Below are 21016 nucleotides of genomic sequence, written 5' to 3'. Positions count from 1 at the left end.
CTGCGCGCCTTGCCTACCGCGACCACCGTCGAACACTTCGAGGCCCTCCTGCCCTGGAGTCTCAAGGCTGAGCAGTTGATCACAGCGTAGCGAGCCCCGGAAGGATGGGGTTCGTGGAGCGCTTACCTTCCATCGATGGAAATTTACCCGCCGCAGCGTTCTCGGCAATCATGAGTGCGTCACGCGACAGGCGACTTGCCATGATCGTCAGCATACGTCGTGCCTCGGCACTCTTGGCGTCCTTCTTCTTCGCCAGCGGATCGACGACATGCGTTTCGCTGATCTTGGCCCGTGCCGCAGCGCGCCATAGTTCCTCGTCGGGCCGCGCGCTGCGCTTGTAGATCAGGCGCAAGCACGCAAGGAGCCTCGCCTCGCGCAACTTGTTTTCCTCAAGGGCGTATGCCGCTACTGGTAGTTCGGGCGGATGCTCAGCCTGGACCTCCGCCAGCAGTTGTTTCAACTGTCGCACCATCAACGCAGGCTTCATTCCTAACGGAACCGAGATCAGCACTGAGTCGGGGTTTCCCTGCTCTCTATACCGCCCCTCGACAAAGCGGCGATAAGCAGCACCTACACGCTTACGCCGCTCATCGGCGTCTTCATTTGGCCGCAAGCGACGGATGCCCACTACTCGGGGCTTGGCCGTGTGTATGCCGAAAAGCGAGAGCCCGCGTGCCTGCCACCAGTCCTTGAACAGGACGGTGAACACATCCCCCATATCACACCGCGTGCGCCACACCTTGCGCGCTCGTTCCGCGCTGCCCAGACGCTCCGCGAGTTCCTGCTCGCGCTCACAGTCGAGCGCCAGCGCATAGCTCGGGCTGATACGCAGGAACTGAAAGAAGAGCAAGAAGCGCCAGTCCTGCCGCGCGTAGAGCCTTGGCTGCGTGAAGTCGGTGCCTGAGAGATGCCACGCCTGGCGCGGCCGCTTCGTAGCCATACAAAGATGTTAACCAGTTCGATCGACGTTTTTGTGGTTTGTATTACCCAAACAGCTAACAGCGGATACTACACCCATCGACGCAGCACACACGGCATCTCCTTCCAACCCGCTACGTCGACAACCTAACGAGGTAATCCAAATGACTAAGACTTCCACTTCCCGCCTCAACGCCACTGTTCGCACGTCCATCGCCCGCGCAACCACCAACGCTCACGCCGACTTGTTCGCCAACACCACCGTCGCGTCTCTCGACGCTATCCATACGCGTTGCGCGGCATGGACTGACAACGAATACAAAACCGCGACCGACATCCTTTACGGACTGCTGGCTGACTGCCTGAAGCTCTACGACGAAAACTTCATCAACGCAAAAGACGCTGAGCGCAAAAAACTCCGCCTCGACCTCACCGCGGCGCTCAACGAACGCGGCATCAAAGTTCAAAGCAACACAACCATGCTCACCATGTTCATCCGCTACGTCTTCAACTCCGACCGCAAGCGCGCCAATCGTTATGTGTCCGTTCTCACTGCCGCAAAGTCGCACGGCGTGACCTATGACGGGCTCGCGAACTGGCTGCGCGATAACGGCGGCATTGAAGAAGTTCGTCGCCAAATCAAAAAGAGCGAGGACGCCATCAAAAAGGCCGCTGATCTCGCCAACTCAAAAAACGCGACTCTCGCTGACATTGAAACGAATACGGCAAAACCTCTTGCCACGTTCGAGTTTGCGGGTGCCACAAAAAATCACGCTATCTTTCTTGCTCGACCCAAACTCGATGGCACTGTCGATGTGGTCGCTGCGCTGCTCGACGTCGATGACATCATCTATAACCAACTGCTGACTCGAATCGCAAAACAAAATCTCGAAACTGCCCACGCGCAAAACCGCGACAACGCGGAACTGTCCGCTTACGCCAAAAAACCTACCGTTGAGCGCCTCGCCGCTTAATAACAACCTCACTTATACACGGAGACGATCATGAACTGCCAAATCAAATACAAGCCCACCACGCTTGCCGATGTGATTTACCCGAACGAAAGTGTTCGCGAGTTTATCAACACCGTCGCCCGAGGCGACCTCATCCAAAACATCATCTTTTATGGGCCAAACGGAACTGGAAAAACGACCGTTGCTGATCTACTGCCCTACGCGATCAGCGGTGAGTCCGCCATAGTCGAAGAAAAGGACTATTCTGAGCTTCTCGACCAAAAAGACTTGAAAGACTACCTACAACGTCAATGCCAGTTAACTAAATTAGGGGACGAGAACGCGCGCTATTACCTCGTGCTACACGAGTTCGATAACGCCACCAAAAACCTCGTAAAGCTCTGGACGGCGCTGGATTCGTTCGCTGATCGCATCACACTCTTCGCCACAACCAACAATCAAATGGCCATCCATCAAAGCATCCGCTCCCGCTGCCGCTGTGTCGAGTTTCCAGCCATTTCCGTTCACTCATTCTTGCCTCGCGCGACCTCAATACTTGCCAACGAGAACATCGCGATTACACAAGCGGAGCTCGTTAAACAACTCTCTGTCGTCAAAACTGGTGACCTTCGCGGCTACCTCAACCAACTTGACGATCTAATAGCCACTCGAAAAACACCGATTCCTCCTAAACGACTACAACTAACAGTGCTATGAAAAGAGGGTTTGCGCTTTCTACGGCGCAAACCCTTTTTTATTATCTCCACGCCTATAAATACAGCAGAGAGCACACCATGAAAATCAACGAAATCGTTCAGCCAGCCAACCCACCTTCAGTCGCCACTGACTCCGCACAGAGCTTGTCGCGCATACAATCTGTCATCCAGCAAAGCGCACAGAGCGAAAAACGCAAGAAACCAACAAAAGCCGAACTGGTGATGGGACTGATGGCTTACGGCAGACTCAAGCGTGACGCCGAGCAGCAGCAGAAAGACCAGCTACTGCGACAACTACGAAACCTCGAAATCACCAAGAAACTCCCGCCCAAGCTTTGAGTGACAGCGTCGCGTTAAACGACGCTACTGTCTTCTTCATCCTCGCCACGCTCTTTCCGCCACAGCGCCATAATCACCTCCCGCGCCCACGTTTCATCCGCAGCATTATCAAGTTGCGTAATAAACTCTACCTGGCCGTCTGCGCGAAGCCAGACATAAAAGCACGCCTCCACGTCAGGCCTATGTAAGATCCACCTATGTATCGTGTCATGTTCTGGGAATACAAAGCGTTCGGTTGCCGACTGTTTGTGAACGAAGACGGCGTAGCATCGCTTCCGTAGCGCTTCCTCTAAGCCTTCCTCTTCGTCTGATTCGCTATAGCCGTCGAACACGATGCTGATCGCGTCGGGGCACTCCTCGTATTCGTCATACTCCTGCGCCCACTCGCACAACGCCTTCTCGAAGTCCCGCACACTCCTCTCCTGTATCCCGTTTAGACCAAATCGGCTGCTGCCTTCAGTTGCGATGGGCTGCTGAACAAGTACACCGCAGTGGTGCTGATGCTCTGATGCCCTGCCAGCGTCTTGAGAATATGGATGCTTGTGCCTTTGTCGGCAAGGGTCGTCAAGTAGCTGCGCCGACCGCTGTGTGAGCTGGCACCCTCGATGCCCGCTTCCTTGTAGAGCTTGTGGAAGAACTGCGCCATCGTGTTCGCCGAGAAGCCGCGCGTCGGTGCTTTCTGCGTCGGAAAGAGTGGCGATGCGTCACTGCGCGGCGGACAGGCGCGCAGGTAGGTGGCGAGTTCCTTGCGAATCTTGGTCCCCAAGTACACCACGCGCCCACGCTTGCCCTTGGTCTGCTCGACCGACAGCAGCACTTCTTCCTTCACCCGCCCCGCTCCATCGACCACATCGCAGCAGCGCAGCGCGGCGATCTCCTTCGCGCGCAGCCCCGCCCAATGTGACATCAGCACCAACGCCCTGTTGCGTGCTGCGTGCGGCCTCGTTGCCACGTAGTCCAGCACCCGCCGCACCTCTGCTGCCGTCATCACTCTCGCTTGTCCCATACGCCCTCCAGAATCAAATAATTCAAGCGCATTTATTATGTTTTCTTTGGTTCTATGAGGACAACCGCGCATTGCGCAGCAGCGGGTTATTAACTTTCAAAGACTTAGCGCAGAATCAAAGCTTTTCACTATTCTCTTTGGTTTTTAGTGCGCGACACACCGACGCGTTTAAACGCGTTTTAAGCGGCAAGCGCGCCGCCCAGCTACCCACACATTCCCGACACCCAAAAAACGCGCCACAGCGCTTTTTAACGCGTCTACGCCTGCGCTGCGCAGAAAAGCAAAACAAAACAAACAAAGCGCAACCCAAAAAAGAAAGAAAGGAGGAATGCGCTTGCTTCGCACCCATCACACCCATCATCATTCATCAATAAAGAGAGACAACTTATTACTATAAGCGTGTGACTTTTAAAAAGTCACACACCTACTTTTTCAGCGCATAAATATGAGAAAGGAGGATTTATGTCGATCAATATACAAGTAGATGAGAAAGTATCGCGCGCACTCACCGAGGCATTCCCAACGTCAAACGTCGCGCGCGCACTCAAGAAATACGTCACCACCCTCGAAGACTTGATTACCAGGTCTGTCGTCAACGGGCGCACACCCGCGCAAAGCAAACTCAACCTATACAGCCTATCGCTACACACGCTGAGCAATAAAGGCGGACAGCTCGGACGCGACAAGATACGACTACATAAGTGGCTTGAACAGAACAAGCTGTCGTTGGTCATTGCCGTCGAACGAGGCAATAACCTCACCCACAAACTCTCGCAAGTAAAGCTCTCGCCCTTAGTCACAATCACCTTCGACAACATCGCGCAGTTCGGAAGCACCAATAGCGCAACTGCTCAACTGTTGAGCGGCAGTGACAGCAGTCAAACTGGACGCAGCCTCATCGACCGCACCTATCCAGAAGCAGCGACCATCAACAGCCTAGCTGAGCTATTCGAAATCTTCGACCCCACACCCGTCAACACAAAGTCACTACAGGCTTACATCGATTGGCTCAAGACAAAGCCCAAGCATTTAACCGAGGACAAGCGGCTCACCGACCTCACCCAAGCTGCGCACATTCTGAACATCGCGACCGAGCTGGGCGGCATTTATCTTCAACGACGCAAGCCAAGCGCTTTTGGCCGCACCTACTACGAAGGCATCAGTGCGCAGTCTGTTCGCAAGCAACTACGGCGAGCGATGTATGGCGGCTGCTGGGAATACGACATACGATCGGCCGTCATATCTTGGAAGGTCGGTATGGGAAGCGATTTAGCGCGAACCCTTGACCCAAGTGCGAGACCCGACGCGCTATTTAAGAACAGCATTTACTTCATCGATGACAAACCTGCGATCGTCAAGGAGATATGCTTACTAACATTCAAGAAGGACGATAACGTCAACGAGGATCTACAGAAACGCATCGTCAAACAAGCGATCACGGCAATCAGTTTTGGCGCACGCGAGCAGCGAAGCGGCTGGTTAAAGAATGGAAGTTGGCACAACCCCGCATTAGTCGACATCATCAAAAACCCGATCCACCGCCGTCGCTTTCTGACTTGCGCACCCATCCGCGGCTTCATTCAGGAACAGAAGGTGATGGATGAGTTGATCTATGCCTACGCATTAAAAGAAATACCGACCTTACTCGATAGCCCACGATTGAGAACGGAGAGCGGACGCATAAGCAAACCACTCGTTATCGCATTTCTCTATCAGCATTTCGAAACGTGGGCGATGGATGCCGTGAAGAAAATCGTAACCAGCAAGGGGCGCCAGGTCGTCGCCTCGATACACGACGCAGTGATTTTGGATCGAAAACTGGGCGCTGAGCTAAAAGCGACCATCGAACTTGAAATGAGAGAGCAGACGGGCATTCCTTACTGGCATCTGGAAGGTAAAGAACTGAAGCCATACCTCAGCGACTCTGCCGAGGTAGCGCGCCAAGAGCAAGCACACCATCGGCACATCCGTGAAGAGGAGCAGTTCGCAACTCAATGCGCAATCGAGAAGGCAGCACTACAAGCGCAGTTCTCGGTGGAGCAGCCAGCGACAAATTTCGGTCGTCCGACGCCAGCATCGACCATAAACTATCCATACAACATACACACATGGAGCGTCGAAAATGGCACTGCTGAACACCCTCAAGCTTGTTTCCGCCAAGCGTCCTAACGAGCTTTCCCCGCAACAGCAACGACGCGCAAAACTCATCAAGCAGCTTACCGAGCAGATTGAGTGGGCACGCTCGGTGTACGAAGGCGCGAGCTTCGAACTCAAGAGCAAGCGCAAGGTGCGCAACGAAGAGACGGGCGAGCGCGTCACCGTCGAAGCGCAAAAGAAAGTGAAGGCGTGGTGGTGGGAAGCAAACGGCAAGGTTCAACTTGCGATCCGCTATGGCAACAAGGTGCTGCCGCTCAGCAAGAACACGAACGCGGTCGAGCTGGAAAGCACGGCTGAGATTGTGCCGACGCTTACCACGATCAAGCAGGCTGCCGAAGCGGGCGAACTGGACAGCGCCATCGAGAGCGTCACAGCCAGCATCGTGCGCAAGCCGAAGTGATCGCAAGCGTCTCTTTACGCGACGCTCACGCATTCAATCTCTCAAGCGTCGCGTAATGGGACGGTCACACACACTTTCTCGTAGCGTCGCGTTTCACGACGCTCACCGACAGCGATGACACGCACAAGCACATCCACATCGAGCACGACAGCAGCGCCAGCCACGGCCGCTTACGACGAGTTGTTCGAGCAGTGGCAGCGCACATCAACCAAGCGACGAGCGACAACCATTGTCGAGTATCGCAAGGTGTTCGACTCGTTCGCCGTGTTCGTGGAGCACAAGCCACTTGCCGAGATCGAGCGCCGTGATGTGCTGGCCTTTCGTGATCACTTGCTGGCAGCAGGACAAAGCGCCGTCACCGCAAACCACAAAATCGGCATTCTCAAAGGCTTCTTCCGCACCGCCATCGACTACCAGCATACGGCCCACAATCCAGCAGCCGATGTGCGGGCCATCGCCACGCCGCAGCAGAAAGCACGCGTGGCCTTTACTGCCGACGAGTTGAACCGCCTGTTTCAAAGCGAGGTTTATACCCAGCGCAAGTTTCCCAAAGGCGGCGGTCGTGAAGCGGCTTACTGGTTGCCGCTGCTGGCGCTTTTTACGGGTGCGCGGGTGGAAGAGTTGGCACAGTTGATGGTGGCCGATGTGCGGCACGACGACACGCTGGGTCACTACCTCAGCATCACCGACGACGCAGCACACGCACAGTTGAAAAACGCCGCGTCCCGTCGTCGCATCCCACTACATCCCCAACTGCTCGACTGTGGCTTTCTCGACTACGTGGCACGTGCGCGGCGACCTGGTCTGCTGTTCCCCGAACTACGTGCCAACGGTCGCGGCAAGCTCGGCGGCTACTTCAGCACGTGGTTCTCGATCTACCTGCGCAGCAAAGTGGGCATCACCGACAGTCGCAAGGTGTTCCACTCGTTCCGCCACACCTTCAAGGATGCGTGTCGCGCGGTGGGCATCGAGGAGGAAGTGCACGACGCACTGTCAGGTCACACGCAGCAGCGTGCCAGTCGTCGTTATGGCAACGAGCAGTATCCATTGGAACCACTGTTCGAAGCGGTCAGCAGGTTGGCGTTCTCGGGACTCGACATCGCGCACTTGTACACGCGGCCACCCTCTCAGCGCCCCTGTGTGACTGACCTGCGGATGATCTCCGCTTACCACGGCATCATCGTTGCGCTGCCAATGCCCAAGACCAAGAAGCCCACCGCGCCGTTTCTGCTCGCGATGTATGAGGGACTGGAAGCGGGTTTCGACATTGCCGCCAACAAGCCCATCTTCGGCGAGCTGCCGCGCAACAAGCAGATGCTGGTGAATGCGTGGATCGAACTACACAAGGAAGAACTGATGGCGAACTGGCACGCAGGCAGGCTGTCGGGCGAGTTTTTCAAGCTCGATCCACTGCGCTAAAGCGTCGTGTAACGCGACGGTTGATGTGGTGAGCGTGAACGAAAAAACGGGCCCGAAGGCCCGTTTTTACTTTCAAACCTGTCTTGAGAACAGATTAGAAGGTGTGGCGAACGCCAACAGCGAAGACGTCAGCTTCTTCGCCGGTCACGCCAGCCGGCGCGGGGACAACACCGATGTTCAGGCCAGTATCGTTGTCAGTGCGGTTGTAGCCAGCGTAAGCGGTCGTGCGCTTCGACAGAGCGTGCGTGTAAGCGATCGAGTAGGACTTAGCCTTGGCATCGGCAAGATCCGCGTCGAGTTCACCGTAGCCCAGATGGACGTTGCCAGCAGCGCCAACCGGCACCACCACGCCAACCTGCCAAATGTCACCGTCGTTACCGCTGAGGTTACCAACAGCCTCATAGTCTTGGTAGTTGGCGGCCAGAGTCAGGATACCAAAGTTGTAGCTACCACCAACCGACCATTCCGTCTGATCGTCCGAAGTTGCGCTGCCAACACCATCCTTCAGGTACTGGTAAACAGCGGCGACACGCAGCGGGCCGTTCGAATAATCGAGGCCCAGGCCCAGCGCGTCGTCATCATACGGATCGGTACCAACTTCGGTCGCAGAACGACCGCTAACATCAGCGTCCATCGAGTAGATGGCGCGAACTTTCAGGCCCGAGAAAGCGCCGTTGTAGGCGACGGAGTTGTTCCAACGAGCGTCAGAGCTGGCATCGATCGTCGAACCCACGGCGCCCGAAAGGATCGCTTGCGGCGACAGGATCGGCGAGCTACCGAAAGAGTCAGCAATGAAGTCGTAACCAGGAGCGTACTGACGACCCAGGCTAACGGTACCGAAACCACCCGAGAGGCCAACGAACGACTGACGCGAGTTGCCACCCAGGCCCGTGCCGTCATCGACGTTGTAGCCCTGTTCGAAGGTGAACACAGCCTTGAGGCCGTTGCCCAGATCTTCGACGCCGCGGAAACCGAGACGCGAACCCGACAGGCCGCCGCTGTTGATGGCGCCCATGTCGTTGTCACCGTGGTCACCAAACGCCATGTAGGCGTCAGCCACACCGTAGATGGTCACGTTCGACTGAGCGAAGGCCGGGGCCGAAACGAGGCCAGCAACAGCCAGCGCGATCAGTTTCTTTTGCATGTGTTTCTCCTCAAATTTGAAGTTGAGACCAGGCACTTGCCTTGGCCCTACTCACCTCTCTGGCGAGAAGTTGGAGCGATTCTGCAAACCTGCCGCCCACCTTGCAAGCCTGGAAGCACTAAAACGCGACATTCCAGCCTTTGTTGTTGCGGACGTGCAACAGAACGCCGCTCAGCGCCGTGCATCGAGCCGCAGCAGGGCCGAGTTCCATGCCAGCAGCTTCTCGTCCGCCGTCACCAGCGTCGCGTTGCGTGCCCCCGCGGATGCGGCGATGAAGCGGTCTGCCGGGTCACGATGCAGGTCGGCGAGCCCCGCAGCCGCGAGCGCGATGCGGCCGTCGAGCGGAATCTCGACCAGTCCTGCACTCAGCAGGCCTGCCCGCCAGCCGTCTACAGCAAGCGGCAGGGCAATGCGCCCCTTATCCACAAGCATGGCGCATTCCCAGAAGCTGATCGCGCTGACCGCAACTTCACCCCCGCGCCATGCCTGCTCGATGCGCGCGCGCGCCTGAGGACCGAGCGCGGCATCGTCGGCATCCATCCAGATGAGCGCGTGTGTATCGAGGACGATCACGACAAGGCCTCCCAGTCCTCGTCCGCGACCGGCGACACGATATCGCCCAGGATGCGCACGCCCGGATGCAGGCCGAAAGGCGACGATGCGCGCGCGCCCTGATAAGGATGCAGTTCGGCGACGGGCTTGCCGTTCTTGGTGATGACGAGGATCTCGCCGGAGGCCGCCACCTGGTCCATCAGGGCGAGGCAGCGGGCCTTGAATTCGGAAGCTTGAATGGTTTGCATGGTTGCGTTCCTTGGTCAATCGACATGACCATGATCATGACCATGGTTGCATTTGCGATCAAGCGCAATCGACCCCCGCAGACACAGACGCTTGCCGCGCCGCCTAAAGTAGCTACTATGGACCTATCTCGACACTACTCAGGACACTGATCATGAAAGTCATGACCGCACGCGAAGCAAAGAACCGGTTCGGCGAATTCCTCGATGCATCGCGCCGGGAGCCGGTCGTCATCACCAAGAACGATCGCCCTGTCGGCATCATGGTGTCGATCGAGGACGCAGCAGACACGCTGTTGCCCGAATTCCTGCTCGACAAGACACCCGGTTACGACGGCTGGCTCTTCGAGAAGCTCACGGCCACGCTCGAACGCCTGGACGCTGGCCAGACCAAACTACATGCGCATGACGAAGCCATGGCCCTGCTGCGCGAGCGTTTGGCGGCGCGGAATCGTCGTGCATGAATATCCTCTGGACCGACGAGGCGCTGGACGACCTCGAGGAGATTCTCGCCTATTACTACGCTGAAGCAGGACCATTGACTGCAGCGTCCGTCCAGTCGCGCATCGTTGCCGAAGTCGAAGCCTTGCGCGTCTTCCCGGACCGTATCCGGGCAAGTGCGCGCGTCCCGGGCGCACGCGAACTCGTCGTTCGCCGACTGCCCTACATTGCCTTCGTGAAAGTGACGGATGACTCGGTGATCGTGCTCAACGTCGTTCACACCGCACGGGAATTTCCTGCGCGCCTCTGACGTGCTTGCCCAAGCCCGCCGGCAGCACGCCCGCAGCTCGCCAACTGTGTACATTTCGTACAAAACATACAATCCAAGTTCGCCTGAACGGTAAGGAGTGACCACCATGCGCACCGTCTCCGCCACCGAGGCAAAACAGGGACTGGCCCGCGTGCTCGACCTGGCCACGCACGAACCCGTCGTGATCCGCCGCCAGAAGCGCGATGTCGCGGTCGTTCTGTCGATGAAGGAGTACGAGCGCCTCACACGACTCAACGTCGCCGAATTTCAGCGCTTTTGCGACGCAGTCGGCGAGAAAGCCGCCGCAGCGGGCCTGACCGAGGACAAGCTCGCCGAATTGCTCGCCGATGACTGAGTTCTTGCGCTTCGTCGTCGACACAAACGTTCTCGTCAGCCGCCTGCTGGCGCCGCGCAGCACCGCCGCCCAGGCGGTCGATCTCGCGCTCGCCCGCGGCAGCCTGCTTGGCTCGGAAGACACCCTGGCCGAGCTCGCAGGCGAAGCGGCGGCGATCATCAGCGGGGACAAGGATCTGCTTGTGCTGAACCCATGGCACGGCATTCCAATCCTGACGCCAGCAGCGTTCATCGTGCGTTGAATGAAGAGCGCAGCGCAGAAGGCAGGTCAGCTTACGGGTTCGAGGCGCAGCCCGCCCACGCGAAACAAACAGTGGATATTTGCCCTATTGCTACGCGAGCACTAAAATACACACGCTAGCGTATTTACAGGAGATGATGCCATGGAAACACTGCCCAGCCGCGTCTTCAACAACGGCAACAGCCAGGCGGTCCGTATCCCGGCAGAGTTCCGTCTCGACACCGACCGCGTCAGCATCACGCGCAACGACGCGGGCGACTTGGTGATCCACCCCTTGCGCGTACAGCGTGGCACCGCGCTGATGCAGGCCCTTAAAGCGCTTGGCGAAGTGGACGACGACTTCGTCGCCGCGCTCGAGGCCGAACAGGAAGCGCCGCTGCCGGTGCAGGAGCGCGAGGCGCTGTGATCTACCTGCTCGACACCAATATCCTGATCTACCTGATCAAGAACCAGCCGCCCGGCATCGCGCAGCGCATCGACGCACTCCCCGAAAGTGACACACTGTGCATGTCTTTCGTGACCTGGGCCGAGTTGCTGAAGGGCGCCGAGCGCAGCACTCGCAAGGCGGAGGTACTGCGGCGGCTGAACGCCCTGGCACGCCAGGTACCGGTGCGCTATCCCGTCGACCCCGCCATCTGCCGGCATTACGCGGAACAGGCCACCCGCCTGAAGGAGGCAGGCACACCGATCGGGGGGAACGACCTGTGGATCGCCTGTCACGCACTGGCCGAAAACGCCACCCTGGTCACCCACAATACGCGCGAGTTCAGGCGCATTTCGGGTTTGCGCGTCGAGGACTGGGTGTCCGCCGAAAAAGACTGAAAAAGGCCACCCTGGAACTCCCGCCGCCCCTTAGCACTCTCACGCCCCGAGTGCTAAAATGGCAGCGCAAGGAGGATCCAAGCCCATGTCTTACGCCCTGACGTTTCCCATTCCCGCCACTGGCAGTCTGGATCAGTACATCCAGAGCGTGAATCGCATGCCCATGCTCAGCGAGCAGCAGGAGGTGGATCTGGCGACGCGGCTGCGCGACGACGGCGATGTGGATGCGGCACGGCAACTGGTGATGTCGCACCTGCGCGTCGTGGTGGCGATCGCGCGCGGCTACCTCGGCTACGGCCTGCCCCATGCCGACCTGATCCAGGAAGGCAACATCGGCCTGATGAAGGCGGTCAAGCGCTTCGACCCGACGCGGGGCGTGCGCCTGGTGTCGTTCGCGATCCACTGGATCAAGGCCGAGATCCACGAATACATCATCAAGAACTGGCGCCTGGTGAAGATCGCCACCACCAAGGCGCAGCGCAAGCTGTTCTTCAACCTGCGCGGCATGAAGAAGGACAGCACCACGCTGCAGCCCGCCGAGGTGCAGTCGATCGCCACCCAGCTCGGCGTAAAGCCCGAGGAAGTGGTGGAGATGGAAACGCGCCTCACCGGCCGCGACATCCCGCTCGACGCCGGCAGCGACGACGACGACGATCGCTTCGCCCCCATCGCCTACCTGCCCGACCCGCACGCCGAGCCGTCCGAAGTGCTGGCGCAGACGCAACAAGCGCAACTGCAGGACACCGGCCTGAAGACCGCGCTCGCCAGCCTGGACGACCGTAGCCGCACCATCGTGCAGCGGCGCTGGCTCACCGAGGGCGACAGCGCCACGCTGCACGAGCTGGCCGCCGAATACGGCGTGTCGGCCGAGCGCATCCGCCAGATCGAGGTGAAGGCGATGCAGAAGATGCGGGGGATGCTGGCGGGAGTGGCGTGAGCTTCCGCAACCGGAATCTTGCGCAGCTATACTGCCCACACCAACTGAGCAGTATCAACGGGAGGGCGACATGGTAGCTGGACTCGACCTGATCAAACGCATCACGATCTCCCCCGACCAATGCGGAGGACGCCCGTGCATCCGCGGTTTTCGCATCCGTGTTTCCGACGTGTTGAGCCTACTGAGTGCGGGCGCGAGTCCGGCTGAGATCCTCGAAGACTATCCCGTGCTGGAGGAAGCGGACATCCGCGCGGTGCTTGAATACGCCGCCCGACAGGCTGACCACCCGGTTCTGATCGCTGCGTGAAGTTCCTCGTCGACGCGCAACTACCCATTGCGCTTGCGCGCTGGCTTTCCGGCAAAGGGCTGGATGCTCGCCATGTCTCCGATCTTGGGCTGGACAAAGCTCCCGATGCAGAGATCTGGTATCGAGCGAAGGAGGAGGGGCTCGTCGTCGTCACGAAAGACGATGATTTTCGCCTCCCTTCAGATCGACTGGAGCGCATTCCACCTCAAGTCGTATGGGTTCGCCTCGGGAACTGCCGCAAGCAGGCCTTGATGAGTGCTTTCGAATCGGTACTGCCGCTTCTGCAAGCGGCGCTCGAAAGCGGCGAGCGCATCGTCGAAATTCGGTGACTTGCCTCACTTCCCCGCCAGCAATGCCTTGATGTCCGCCGCGACCACCATCGGGTCTTCGGCGTGCCGCATGTACAGCCGCAGCCGCCCGTCCGGCCCGAAGACGTAGGTGCCGGCCGTGTGGTCGATGGTGTAGTGGCCTTGCAGGTCGCCGCTCTTGCGGTAAAACACACGAAAATCCTTGGCGATCTCGGCGATCTTGTCCAACGTGCCGTACATGCCGAGGAAGCGCTTGTCGAACACCGGCACGTATTCGGCCAGCAGCTCCTGCGTGTCGCGCTCGGGGTCGACGGTGACGAAGATCACCTGCACGCGGTCCGCGTCCGGGCCGAGTTCCTCCATCACCGTGCTCATGCCCGACAGCGCGGTGGGGCAGACGTCGGGGCACTGGGTGTAGCCGAAGAAGATGGTGACGACCTTGCCCTTGAAGTCGGCCAGCGTGCGCGGCTGGCCGTGGTGGTCGGTGAGGGCGAAGTTCTTGCCGTAGTCGGCGCCGGTGATGTCGGTGCTCTTGAACACCGGCTCGGAAGGCGTGCAGCCGCCGAGCAGGCCGAGAGCGAGCAGCGGCACGGCAATGAGGCGGGAGACAGCGTGACGGCGTGAAAGCATGAGGCGTGCCTGTATGTTGTGTTCTATCAGCGGCAGATGATAGTCCGCCTTGCGGGGTCGGGTCAGCCGATGTGCGACGGATCGTCGCAGGAGACCCGGGAGAAGATACTGCGCCTGAATTCGCACACGTTGATGTGATGATGTTTTGGTGCTATTTGTTAACCGCACAAAACTGCATCTACCATCAGGAAGTCACCATGAGCCGACTCACGATCACCCTCGAAGACTCGCTCTACCGCGCACTGAAGGAGACGGCCGCGCGCCAGGGCCGTTCGATCACCAAGATCATTGAAGAGAGCCTTGTGCTGCGAGGCATCAAGCCGGTGGAAAGCGCACGGGATCTGGTGGCGCGTGCGCGCAGCAGATCTAAACTATCCGAAGCCGAAGCACTGGATCTGGCAACCGAAGAAACCCGCCAGGCACGTCGGCCGGGATGAAGCGCATTTTCATCGTCGATACCAACGTACTCGTATCCGGGCTGATCAGTGCCGAGCCCGGCAGTCCAACCACCAGGATCGTCGACGCCATGCTCGACGGAAGCTTGATCCACGTGGTCTCGCCGGCGCTGCTCGCCGAATATCGCGCCGTCCTGCTGCGCCCCAAACTGGCCCGATTGCATGGGCTCGATGAAGCACAGATCGACGTTTTGCTGACCGAAATCGTCGCAAACGCGATGTGGCAGGAAGCCGCGGACGACACGGCTCACGAAGCTCCAGACCCTGGCGATGCTCATCTTTGGGCGCTGCTCGCCAACACCACGAGCGCGGTCCTGATAACCGGAGATCGCCTGCTGCTGGACAGACCCCGTCCGGGCAGTGCCGTCATCACACCGACCGAGTTCATCGATCTGTGGCAAGCCGCGGGAAAGTCGCATTGAGGTGCGCAACCCGCCGCGTGTTCATCGGGCCACTCAGCCCGTCGCGCTCAGCCGGCGCTTGAGCGCCCTCATCAGGCCTCCGACCACTGGCAGCTTCTCGTACAGCTCCTCGGCGGCATCCCAGTAATCGCGGTGCAGCACGACCCGGCCGTCGGCGTCGAAGCGCAGATGCGTGACGCCGCGCACGGTCAGCGCGCGCCCGCGCAGCGCGAAGTGGAACTCCCAGCCCAGCATCGCCTGCTCGCCCTGCTCGATGCACGCCGTGACCAGGAAGCGCGGCGCGTCGGTGGTGGCGAACATGTGCGCGAAGATGCGGCGGATGGCGGCGGTGCCAGTGACCTCGTTGAAGGGGTCCTTGAAGCGGGCGTCGGGGGCGTAGAGCGCGTCGAGCGCTGCGAGACTGTCCGGCGTGAGGGTTTCGTAGAAGTGCGCCAGGCGCCGTGCGGGCGTTTGCCGTGGGAGCGGGCTTGCCCGCGAAGGTTCTGCCGGCGAGGCTGCGTTCGCGGGCAAGCCCGCTCCCACGCTGGATGCGCCCGGGGTCGAGGTGCCCGGGGGCGTGTGGTGCGGAGGGTAGAGCTTGGTCATGGCGGGCAAGTTCACAAGCCGGTGGCGCGGCGGATCAGCGCGAAATAGACGCGCCGCGGCAGCCATTGCAGCAGCTTCAACACGCGGGTGAAGCGCTTCGGGAAGTGGATCTCGAAAGCTCCGCTGGCGAAGCCGTCAACGATCGCATCGGCAGCCTGCGCCGGTGTGAGCAGCGCGGGCATGGTGAAGTCGTTCTGCGCGGTCAGCGGCGTGGCGACGAAGCCGGGGTTGATCAGGAATACGTCGATGCCGCGCGGGGCGAGGTCGAGGTGAAGGACCTCGGCGAAGTTGATCAGCGCGGCCTTGGACGGGCCATACACCGTCGCCTTCGGCAGCCCGCCGTAACCGGCAACGCTGCCGACCAGCGCGATCGCGCCATGGCCCTGTTCGAGCAGCGTCTGCAGCACGGCGGCGGTGCCGCTCATGGTGCCGATGAGGTTGGTGGCGAGCGTTTCGCGCACAGCTTCTGCCGTTAGCTCCCAGGCGCGCAGCGGGCGATAGGTGCCGGCATTGAACACGACGAGGTCGATACCGCCCCAGGCGGCGAGCAGTTGGTCGCGTGCCTGCTCGATTTCTCCGTCGCGGGACAGATCCATTGGCAGCGCGAGTGCGCCCCCGCACGCCGTGCATGCGGCCTCCAGACGTTCCGCGCTGCGCGCCGACAGCGCCAGGCGGGCGCCACGGCGGGAGAGCTCGAGCGCGAGCGCCTCGCCGATGCCCGACGAGGCGCCGACGATCCACACCCGCCTGCCCGCCCAGTCGCAAATCGGCGTGTTGAGCGGAGCAAACAGACGCCGCAGCCTGCCCGATTCGCTGCTCACCCCGCCTCCCGCTTGACGAAGCTCAGCGTAACTTCGCCGAGGCGAAAGCCCCACTTGCTCATCAGCGACCGGTTGAGCATGACCTTGTCGTCCATCAGGAACATCCAGTCGTCGAAATCGACGTTGTACACCTTGCCATCCACCGGCAGCGCGAGCACGTAGCGCCAGCGCAGCGCGTTGCCCGCCGCTTCGCCGTTCGCCTCGCCGACCACGTCGTCGGCACGGCCGGTGTAGCGCCCTGCGCCGAGGCGGGTGATGGTCCACACCCGGCGCTGGGTGCTGCCGTCGGAATAGGTGAAGCGCTCGTCGAGCGTGCCGACCTCGCCCTGCCAGCTCGCCTCGATCAGCACATGAAAGCGCTTGACCACCTTGCCCGAGCGGTCCTGGAAAATGCCCCAGGCGTCGAGCGTGCCGTTGAAGTAGTCGCGAAGTTCGAGCACGGGCTTTTCCGCGCGGTAGTCCTCGATGTCCACGGTACTGCACCCCCACAGCCCGAAAAGGGCCACAAATAGCAACCAGAAACGTTTCACGCCTCACCTCCTCTGCAAACAGCCGCCGCCAACGGCGGGGCGACGGGCAGCGCGGGCTCGATCAAGCCACGCCAGCGCCACAACAGCGCGATCGCGCCGAGCTTGAGCACCACCGGCACGAAGCCATACACACCGGCAAGCGCGGCGGTCGCCGCTGCGTCGCGTGCACCGGGTGCATAACCGAGCAGCGCAAGCAGCGGCAGCGCCAGCCCGGCGGCGAGCGCCAGGTTGGCCTTGGTGACGAAGTTCCACCAGCCGAAGCAGGCGCCGGCCTCGAGTGACGCAGGCTGGGCTTTCACCCGACCCTGCGCTCGCCCCCCGTCTTCCGCTCGCTCATCTGCATGCCGCTCCGCGCGGCTGCGCGCGAGCAGGTCGGCGAGCAGCGAGGGCGGCAGGCTGAGGTCGGCGCCGAGCGCCAGCCCCGAGAGCACGCAGATCAAGCCGTAGGCGACCAGGTCGCCATTGCCGAGCAGACCTGCCCACGCGAACACCGCCACCGCCAGCACCATGCTGGCCAGCCAGGCGCGCAACTTGCCGATGCGCTGCGACACCCTCAGCCACAGCGGCAAGCTGGCTGCGGCGGCGACGAAATACAGCACCAGGAAGAGGCCGCCGAGCTCGGCCGCCTGCAGTACGTCGGCGACGAAGAACAGCACGGTGGCCGAGGGGATCGCGGCGGCGATGCCGTTGGCTGCGAACACCGCGAGCAGGCGCGCGAAGGCCGGCTCGCCGAGCGCGGCGCGCAAGCCCGCCCACACCGGCGCCGTTCCCGCGCGTACCGCGGGAGGCGCGGGCGCGCGCCACAGCGTCCACAGCCCGAATCCGGCCAGCAGCGGCAGGAAGACCCAGGCCAGGCGCGCCAGACCGGCAAGCTCGCCTGCGCCCAGTAATCCCGGAAGCGCCGCCGCCAGCACCACGCCCACCAGCGCGAACGCCTCGCGGCTGGCGACGAAGCGCGTACGCGCCGCGGACGTGGTGCCCACTTCGGCCCCCCACGCGTTGTAGGCGATGGTCGCCACCGAATACGCCAGCGACACCAGCACCAGCAGCGCAAACAGCCACAGCGCGCCCGCCCCGGCCGGCGGCGCAAGCAGGCCGACCATGCCCGCGCCCAGCACCGGCAGCGCGAGCGCGATCCACAGCCGGCGCCGCGGCAGGCGGTCGTTGGCCCAGCCGATCAGCGGGTCGGTGACCGCATCGACGATACGGGCGGCCAGCAGCACCGCACCGACCAGCGCCAGCGACAGACCCAGCCCTTCGGCGTAGAGCCGTGGCACATGGACGTAGATCGGCAGCGCGGCAAACGCCAGCGGAAGACCGAGCGCGCCGTAGGCTGCGAGCGCAGTAGTCGGCGCCGAGCCCGCATCGGCCGGGTCTGGCGCGCCGGGTTTCATCGCCCGCCGTCCGCCAGCCCGAGCAACTGCGCGCGCAATTCCGGTTCGCGCGTGCGCGGGTCAAGCCAGATGGCGAAGAAGGCGCGCGCCAGCTCGGGGTCGAGGATCTCGCCGCTCGGCTCGCCCTGGTGCCAGAACCGCGCGCCCTCGCCCGGTCGGTGCAGCGCAGCGAGTGTGTCACCCGCCTCCACCGAGGGCAGAGCGGCGGCGAGTGCCTCGCCCCAGCGCGCGAGCCGGGCCTCATCGGAGACGCCGAGGCGGCGAATCTCGTCGAGGCTGACAGAGACCAGGCGCTCGCTGCTGATCGCACGCGCGTAGCGAATCGACAGCACATGCGCGTCGCCCATCGCCGCCTCGCCACGCGCACTCGCCCACAGCGCGGCGTCGTAGAGCTTGAAGCCAAGCCAGCGCATCTCCCCGCCGCCGACGCGGTCGAACTCTGGATGCTGCGCCGCAACGGAAGGTGGCAGCACGACGGCGAACGCCGGGAAGCCGACCGCAAGGCAGAGGGCGAGGATGCCCGCGCGGCAAACGCCTCCGGACCAGCGCGGCGAGGCCATCAGCTTCCCCGGATCGCAGCGCCGGCGTGGGCAAAGACGTAGTGATGCACGTCGATGTCCCCGGTCTCGAAGCCCGCCTCGCAATACGACAGGTAGAAGCGCCACATGCGCAGGAAGCGCTCGGGGAAGCCCTGCGCGCGCACAGCGGCGGACTGCGCCTCGAAGCGGCGATGCCAGTGCGCGAGCGTGCGCGCGTAATCGCGGCCGAAGGCGAAGTCACCGACCACGTCGAGGCCGACACGCGCGGCCTGCTGCGCCACCGCGCCCGGGCTGGGCAGCATGCCCCCGGGGAAGACGTGGCGCTGGATGAAGTCGGTGCCGCGCCGATAGCGCGCGAACAGCGCGTCGTCGATCGTGATCGCCTGCACCACGCAGCGCCCGCCGGGCTTGAGCAACGCGGAAAGCTGGGCGAAGTAGGTCGGCCAGAAGCGCTCGCCCACCGCCTCGATCATCTCGATCGACACCACGTGGTCGTACTGGCCACGCACGTCGCGGTAGTCGCACAGCTCGAAATCCACCCGGTCGGCAAAGCCACCGCGCTCGGCACGCGCGCGGGCGAATTCGAGTTGCGACGGCGACAGCGTGATGCCGAGCACCTTGCAGCCGAACTCGGTGGCGGCGACCTCGGCGAAGCCGCCCCAGCCGCAGCCGACCTCGAGGATGGTCTGCCCCGGCTGCGCGCCGAGTTCGTCGAGGATGCGGCGGTACTTGCGCAACTGGGCATCGGCCAGCGACTCGTCCGCCGACGCGAACACCGCGGCCGAATACGTCATCGTCGGGTCGAGCCACAGCGCATAGAAATCATTGCCGAGGTCGTAGTGGGCCTCGATGTTGCGCCGCGAACCGGTGCGCGTGTTGGCTCGCAGCAGATGCTGCAGGCGGTGGCCGAGCAGGCGGAACAGGCGCCCGTAGATCGCCCCCTGCAGCCGGCTGCGGTTGGTCGACAGCAGGCGCAGCAGCGCGGTGAGGTCTTCGGTGTCCCACAGGCCGTCCATCCAGGCCTCGCCGAAGCCGATGTCGCCGCGCGCGAGCACCTCGTCGAACACCGCGTGGTCGCGCACGCGCAGGTGGGCGACGAGCGGGCCGTGACCGGCGCGCAGGCGCAATCCGTCGGGCAACTCCACCGCGAGCGCGCCGCCGTCGAGGCGGTCGAGCATCTCCAGGCACAGGCGGGTGGCGCGCGGCATGCGCGCGAGGCGGACGCCGGCAATCGGCTGCAGGGCGTGGTCGACTGCGTTCATCAGGTGGTCTCCTCGATCGGGGGTGGCGGCTTGCGGAAGAAGCTCACCCGCCGCAGCGCAAGGCGCAGGGCCTGCCAATGGATGCGGGCAACAACGCCCAGGGTCATGAAAGGCTGGCGCGCCAGCCATTTGCGCATCGCGCGGCCATCGAGCGCTTCGGCGCGACCGGACAGGCGAGTGGAGAGCTGCAACTCGCCGCCGTCCAGGAGGTCGATCGCCACGGCATGCACCGCACCGCGCTGCTCGAAACGGAAGCGATATTCGCCACGTACCGGGAAGAAGGGCGAGACGTGGAAGCACTTGGTGGCGCGCAACTCGTCACCCGACACGATCGGGCGCAGCTCGGGGTGATGCACCAGGTAGTTGTGGCGCTCGCCGAAGGTGTTGCTGACCTCGGCCAGCACCACACGCAAGACGCCTTCGCGGTCGTGGCAGAGCCAGAAGCTGACCGGATTGAACACGAAGCCGAAGATGCGCGGCATGGTCTGCAACACGATCTCGCCATCACAGATTTCCGCCAGCCCCTGCCCGCGCAGCAGCGCCTGAATCCACGGCAGCAGCGGCGAGCCGTCGCGCGCACCGTGGTCGCGGTTGCGAAAGCTGAACACATTGGCGCGCTCGATGCCGAGCAAGGGCACGCGCAGGGTGTCGAGGCTGGAGAGCGGCAGGCGCAGGAAGGCGGTGGGGTAGACGAAGCGGTTGTGCGCCTGGACGTGGCGCTCGTGCATCACGGCGCCGAAGCACACCGCGGGCTGCAGCGCATCCGCGGCCGGGCTGGCGTCGGCAGACGCTTCCTGGCGCATGTCGAG

31 protein-coding genes are annotated in these 21016 nt (G+C 62.0%); 17 read left to right on the top strand and 14 right to left on the bottom strand.

From position 1 onward, the window contains the following. Window positions 1-79 precede the first annotated feature (79 nt). On the bottom strand, window positions 80-850 hold the full coding sequence (locus RBT54_RS13510) for a hypothetical protein (RefSeq protein WP_320367588.1): 771 nt from the start codon (window positions 848-850) through the stop codon (window positions 80-82). Window positions 851-1082: 232 nt separating this feature from the next. Here RBT54_RS13510 and RBT54_RS13505 point away from each other — a divergent pair, with 232 nt between their 5' ends. The 3 genes from RBT54_RS13505 to RBT54_RS13495 all read left to right on the top strand — a co-directional run bounded on the left by RBT54_RS13505 (window position 1083) and on the right by RBT54_RS13495 (window position 2926). After that, entirely contained in the window at window positions 1083-1892 is an 810-nt protein-coding gene (locus RBT54_RS13505; protein ID WP_287471782.1) for a hypothetical protein, read from the top strand. 30 nt (window positions 1893-1922) lie between these two features. Then, complete coding sequence (locus RBT54_RS13500) at window positions 1923-2588, top strand: AAA family ATPase (RefSeq protein ID WP_287471781.1); 666 nt, start codon at window positions 1923-1925, stop codon at window positions 2586-2588. A 77-nt stretch (window positions 2589-2665) separates the two neighbouring features. Beyond that, the gene (locus tag RBT54_RS13495) at window positions 2666-2926 is read left to right on the top strand and encodes a hypothetical protein (RefSeq protein WP_287471780.1); all 261 of its coding nucleotides are present in this window, start codon (window positions 2666-2668) and stop codon (window positions 2924-2926) included. 14 nt (window positions 2927-2940) lie between these two features. Here RBT54_RS13495 and RBT54_RS13490 read toward each other — a convergent pair whose 3' ends face one another. Together RBT54_RS13490 and RBT54_RS13485 are read right to left on the bottom strand one after the other, a co-directional pair. Continuing rightward, window positions 2941-3339 carry a hypothetical protein gene (locus RBT54_RS13490; RefSeq protein WP_320367587.1) on the bottom strand — a complete coding sequence of 133 codons (399 nt, stop codon included), beginning with the start codon at window positions 3337-3339 and terminating at the stop codon, window positions 2941-2943. Window positions 3340-3359: 20 nt separating this feature from the next. Further along, entirely contained in the window at window positions 3360-3914 is a 555-nt protein-coding gene (locus RBT54_RS13485) for a tyrosine-type recombinase/integrase (protein WP_287471778.1), read from the bottom strand. 480 nt (window positions 3915-4394) lie between these two features. Between RBT54_RS13485 and RBT54_RS13480 the strand changes: the two genes are divergently transcribed. The 3 genes from RBT54_RS13480 to RBT54_RS13470 all read left to right on the top strand — a co-directional run bounded on the left by RBT54_RS13480 (window position 4395) and on the right by RBT54_RS13470 (window position 7908). Beyond that, entirely contained in the window at window positions 4395-6101 is a 1707-nt protein-coding gene (locus tag RBT54_RS13480) for a hypothetical protein (RefSeq protein WP_320367586.1), read from the top strand. Then, the gene (locus tag RBT54_RS13475) at window positions 6055-6489 is read left to right on the top strand and encodes a DUF6641 family protein (protein ID WP_320367585.1); all 435 of its coding nucleotides are present in this window, start codon (window positions 6055-6057) and stop codon (window positions 6487-6489) included. Before RBT54_RS13480 ends, RBT54_RS13475 begins: the two co-directional genes overlap by 47 nt. Before the next feature lie 114 nt (window positions 6490-6603). Continuing rightward, entirely contained in the window at window positions 6604-7908 is a 1305-nt protein-coding gene (locus tag RBT54_RS13470; RefSeq protein ID WP_320367584.1) for a DUF4160 domain-containing protein, read from the top strand. A gap of 94 nt (window positions 7909-8002) precedes the next feature. On the opposite strand, the gene RBT54_RS13465 is transcribed toward RBT54_RS13470, so the two are convergent. From RBT54_RS13465 to RBT54_RS13455, 3 genes are all read right to left on the bottom strand, one after another. Beyond that, complete coding sequence (locus RBT54_RS13465) at window positions 8003-9052, bottom strand: porin (protein WP_320367583.1); 1050 nt, start codon at window positions 9050-9052, stop codon at window positions 8003-8005. A 171-nt stretch (window positions 9053-9223) separates the two neighbouring features. After that, window positions 9224-9625, bottom strand: a complete 402-nt coding sequence (locus RBT54_RS13460) for a type II toxin-antitoxin system VapC family toxin (RefSeq protein ID WP_320367582.1) — start codon at window positions 9623-9625, stop codon at window positions 9224-9226. Then, window positions 9622-9852, bottom strand: coding sequence for a type II toxin-antitoxin system Phd/YefM family antitoxin (locus tag RBT54_RS13455; protein WP_320367581.1), 231 nt, complete (start codon window positions 9850-9852; stop codon window positions 9622-9624). Before RBT54_RS13455 ends, RBT54_RS13460 begins: the two co-directional genes overlap by 4 nt. A gap of 152 nt (window positions 9853-10004) precedes the next feature. Between RBT54_RS13455 and RBT54_RS13450 the strand changes: the two genes are divergently transcribed. From RBT54_RS13450 to RBT54_RS13410, 9 genes are all read left to right on the top strand, one after another. Then, the gene (locus RBT54_RS13450) at window positions 10005-10313 is read left to right on the top strand and encodes a type II toxin-antitoxin system Phd/YefM family antitoxin (protein ID WP_320367580.1); all 309 of its coding nucleotides are present in this window, start codon (window positions 10005-10007) and stop codon (window positions 10311-10313) included. Beyond that, window positions 10310-10600, top strand: coding sequence for a type II toxin-antitoxin system RelE/ParE family toxin (locus tag RBT54_RS13445; protein WP_320367579.1), 291 nt, complete (start codon window positions 10310-10312; stop codon window positions 10598-10600). Before RBT54_RS13450 ends, RBT54_RS13445 begins: the two co-directional genes overlap by 4 nt. A 106-nt stretch (window positions 10601-10706) precedes the next feature. Beyond that, a complete protein-coding gene (locus tag RBT54_RS13440; RefSeq protein ID WP_320367578.1) occupies window positions 10707-10955 on the top strand; it encodes a type II toxin-antitoxin system Phd/YefM family antitoxin in 249 nt (82 codons plus the stop codon). Continuing rightward, on the top strand, window positions 10948-11196 hold the full coding sequence (locus tag RBT54_RS13435; RefSeq protein WP_320367577.1) for a hypothetical protein: 249 nt from the start codon (window positions 10948-10950) through the stop codon (window positions 11194-11196). The genes RBT54_RS13440 and RBT54_RS13435 overlap by 8 nt, the downstream gene beginning before the upstream one ends. A gap of 141 nt (window positions 11197-11337) precedes the next feature. Continuing rightward, a complete protein-coding gene (locus RBT54_RS13430) occupies window positions 11338-11601 on the top strand; it encodes an antitoxin (protein WP_320367576.1) in 264 nt (87 codons plus the stop codon). Further along, window positions 11598-12017: a type II toxin-antitoxin system VapC family toxin gene (locus RBT54_RS13425; protein ID WP_320367575.1), complete on the top strand. Its 420-nt coding sequence runs from the start codon at window positions 11598-11600 to the stop codon at window positions 12015-12017. The genes RBT54_RS13430 and RBT54_RS13425 overlap by 4 nt, the downstream gene beginning before the upstream one ends. 85 nt (window positions 12018-12102) lie before the next feature. Beyond that, window positions 12103-12954 carry an RNA polymerase sigma factor RpoH gene (gene rpoH / locus RBT54_RS13420; RefSeq protein ID WP_320367574.1) on the top strand — a complete coding sequence of 284 codons (852 nt, stop codon included), beginning with the start codon at window positions 12103-12105 and terminating at the stop codon, window positions 12952-12954. A 70-nt stretch (window positions 12955-13024) separates the two neighbouring features. After that, window positions 13025-13261 carry a DUF433 domain-containing protein gene (locus RBT54_RS13415; protein WP_320367573.1) on the top strand — a complete coding sequence of 79 codons (237 nt, stop codon included), beginning with the start codon at window positions 13025-13027 and terminating at the stop codon, window positions 13259-13261. After that, window positions 13258-13590 (top strand): DUF5615 family PIN-like protein, encoded by a 333-nt coding sequence (locus RBT54_RS13410; RefSeq protein WP_320367572.1) that lies wholly within the window; start codon window positions 13258-13260, stop codon window positions 13588-13590. Before RBT54_RS13415 ends, RBT54_RS13410 begins: the two co-directional genes overlap by 4 nt. 6 nt (window positions 13591-13596) lie before the next feature. Here RBT54_RS13410 and RBT54_RS13405 read toward each other — a convergent pair whose 3' ends face one another. After that, window positions 13597-14199, bottom strand: a complete 603-nt coding sequence (locus RBT54_RS13405; protein ID WP_320367571.1) for an SCO family protein — start codon at window positions 14197-14199, stop codon at window positions 13597-13599. 197 nt (window positions 14200-14396) lie between these two features. Between RBT54_RS13405 and RBT54_RS13400 the strand changes: the two genes are divergently transcribed. Then, window positions 14397-14636, top strand: coding sequence for a ribbon-helix-helix protein, CopG family (locus RBT54_RS13400; protein WP_320367570.1), 240 nt, complete (start codon window positions 14397-14399; stop codon window positions 14634-14636). Further along, a complete protein-coding gene (locus RBT54_RS13395; protein WP_320367569.1) occupies window positions 14633-15076 on the top strand; it encodes a putative toxin-antitoxin system toxin component, PIN family in 444 nt (147 codons plus the stop codon). Before RBT54_RS13400 ends, RBT54_RS13395 begins: the two co-directional genes overlap by 4 nt. A 33-nt stretch (window positions 15077-15109) precedes the next feature. Here RBT54_RS13395 and RBT54_RS13390 read toward each other — a convergent pair whose 3' ends face one another. The 7 genes from RBT54_RS13390 to RBT54_RS13360 form a co-directional block, all read right to left on the bottom strand. Continuing rightward, window positions 15110-15511 (bottom strand): nuclear transport factor 2 family protein, encoded by a 402-nt coding sequence (locus tag RBT54_RS13390; protein WP_413788454.1) that lies wholly within the window; start codon window positions 15509-15511, stop codon window positions 15110-15112. A 161-nt stretch (window positions 15512-15672) separates the two neighbouring features. Next, on the bottom strand, window positions 15673-16482 hold the full coding sequence (locus tag RBT54_RS13385; protein ID WP_320367568.1) for an SDR family NAD(P)-dependent oxidoreductase: 810 nt from the start codon (window positions 16480-16482) through the stop codon (window positions 15673-15675). After that, window positions 16479-17012, bottom strand: coding sequence for a DUF3833 domain-containing protein (locus RBT54_RS13380; protein ID WP_320367567.1), 534 nt, complete (start codon window positions 17010-17012; stop codon window positions 16479-16481). The genes RBT54_RS13385 and RBT54_RS13380 overlap by 4 nt, the downstream gene beginning before the upstream one ends. Beyond that, window positions 17009-18406 (bottom strand): MFS transporter, encoded by a 1398-nt coding sequence (locus RBT54_RS13375; RefSeq protein ID WP_320367566.1) that lies wholly within the window; start codon window positions 18404-18406, stop codon window positions 17009-17011. The genes RBT54_RS13380 and RBT54_RS13375 overlap by 4 nt, the downstream gene beginning before the upstream one ends. Further along, a complete protein-coding gene (locus RBT54_RS13370; RefSeq protein WP_320367565.1) occupies window positions 18403-18966 on the bottom strand; it encodes a chalcone isomerase family protein in 564 nt (187 codons plus the stop codon). The genes RBT54_RS13375 and RBT54_RS13370 overlap by 4 nt, the downstream gene beginning before the upstream one ends. After that, a complete protein-coding gene (locus tag RBT54_RS13365) occupies window positions 18966-20207 on the bottom strand; it encodes a cyclopropane-fatty-acyl-phospholipid synthase family protein (RefSeq protein WP_320367564.1) in 1242 nt (413 codons plus the stop codon). Before RBT54_RS13365 ends, RBT54_RS13370 begins: the two co-directional genes overlap by 1 nt. Beyond that, complete coding sequence (locus RBT54_RS13360) at window positions 20207-21010, bottom strand: DUF1365 domain-containing protein (protein ID WP_320367592.1); 804 nt, start codon at window positions 21008-21010, stop codon at window positions 20207-20209. Before RBT54_RS13360 ends, RBT54_RS13365 begins: the two co-directional genes overlap by 1 nt. Window positions 21011-21016: the final 6 nt, after the last annotated feature.

This window comes from Thauera sp. (assembly GCF_034003485.1).
Classification (GTDB): domain Bacteria; phylum Pseudomonadota; class Gammaproteobacteria; order Burkholderiales; family Rhodocyclaceae; genus Thauera.
Note: the sequence above shows the minus strand (reverse complement) of the source record. Positions and strands in the feature narration are given on the sequence as shown.

Bases quoted from the DNA above. Each gene is read 5' to 3' on its own strand.
- RBT54_RS13505 (WP_287471782.1), top strand. From the start codon at position 1,083: ATGACTAAGACTTCCACTTCCCGCCTCAACGCCACTGTTCGCACGTCC.
- RBT54_RS13500 (WP_287471781.1), top strand. From the start codon at position 1,923: ATGAACTGCCAAATCAAATACAAGCCCACCACGCTTGCCGATGTGATT.
- RBT54_RS13495 (WP_287471780.1), top strand. From the start codon at position 2,666: ATGAAAATCAACGAAATCGTTCAGCCAGCCAACCCACCTTCAGTCGCC.
- RBT54_RS13485 (WP_287471778.1), bottom strand. From the start codon at position 3,914: ATGACGGCAGCAGAGGTGCGGCGGGTGCTGGACTACGTGGCAACGAGG.
- RBT54_RS13480 (WP_320367586.1), top strand. From the start codon at position 4,395: ATGTCGATCAATATACAAGTAGATGAGAAAGTATCGCGCGCACTCACC.
- RBT54_RS13475 (WP_320367585.1), top strand. From the start codon at position 6,055: ATGGCACTGCTGAACACCCTCAAGCTTGTTTCCGCCAAGCGTCCTAAC.
- RBT54_RS13470 (WP_320367584.1), top strand. From the start codon at position 6,604: ATGACACGCACAAGCACATCCACATCGAGCACGACAGCAGCGCCAGCC.
- RBT54_RS13465 (WP_320367583.1), bottom strand. From the start codon at position 9,052: ATGCAAAAGAAACTGATCGCGCTGGCTGTTGCTGGCCTCGTTTCGGCC.
- RBT54_RS13455 (WP_320367581.1), bottom strand. From the start codon at position 9,852: ATGCAAACCATTCAAGCTTCCGAATTCAAGGCCCGCTGCCTCGCCCTG.
- RBT54_RS13450 (WP_320367580.1), top strand. From the start codon at position 10,005: ATGAAAGTCATGACCGCACGCGAAGCAAAGAACCGGTTCGGCGAATTC.
- RBT54_RS13445 (WP_320367579.1), top strand. From the start codon at position 10,310: ATGAATATCCTCTGGACCGACGAGGCGCTGGACGACCTCGAGGAGATT.
- RBT54_RS13440 (WP_320367578.1), top strand. From the start codon at position 10,707: ATGCGCACCGTCTCCGCCACCGAGGCAAAACAGGGACTGGCCCGCGTG.
- RBT54_RS13435 (WP_320367577.1), top strand. From the start codon at position 10,948: ATGACTGAGTTCTTGCGCTTCGTCGTCGACACAAACGTTCTCGTCAGC.
- RBT54_RS13430 (WP_320367576.1), top strand. From the start codon at position 11,338: ATGGAAACACTGCCCAGCCGCGTCTTCAACAACGGCAACAGCCAGGCG.
- rpoH (WP_320367574.1), top strand. From the start codon at position 12,103: ATGTCTTACGCCCTGACGTTTCCCATTCCCGCCACTGGCAGTCTGGAT.
- RBT54_RS13415 (WP_320367573.1), top strand. From the start codon at position 13,025: ATGGTAGCTGGACTCGACCTGATCAAACGCATCACGATCTCCCCCGAC.
- RBT54_RS13405 (WP_320367571.1), bottom strand. From the start codon at position 14,199: ATGCTTTCACGCCGTCACGCTGTCTCCCGCCTCATTGCCGTGCCGCTG.
- RBT54_RS13400 (WP_320367570.1), top strand. From the start codon at position 14,397: ATGAGCCGACTCACGATCACCCTCGAAGACTCGCTCTACCGCGCACTG.
- RBT54_RS13395 (WP_320367569.1), top strand. From the start codon at position 14,633: ATGAAGCGCATTTTCATCGTCGATACCAACGTACTCGTATCCGGGCTG.
- RBT54_RS13375 (WP_320367566.1), bottom strand. From the start codon at position 18,406: ATGAAACCCGGCGCGCCAGACCCGGCCGATGCGGGCTCGGCGCCGACT.
- RBT54_RS13370 (WP_320367565.1), bottom strand. From the start codon at position 18,966: ATGGCCTCGCCGCGCTGGTCCGGAGGCGTTTGCCGCGCGGGCATCCTC.
- RBT54_RS13365 (WP_320367564.1), bottom strand. From the start codon at position 20,207: ATGAACGCAGTCGACCACGCCCTGCAGCCGATTGCCGGCGTCCGCCTC.
- RBT54_RS13360 (WP_320367592.1), bottom strand. From the start codon at position 21,010: ATGCGCCAGGAAGCGTCTGCCGACGCCAGCCCGGCCGCGGATGCGCTG.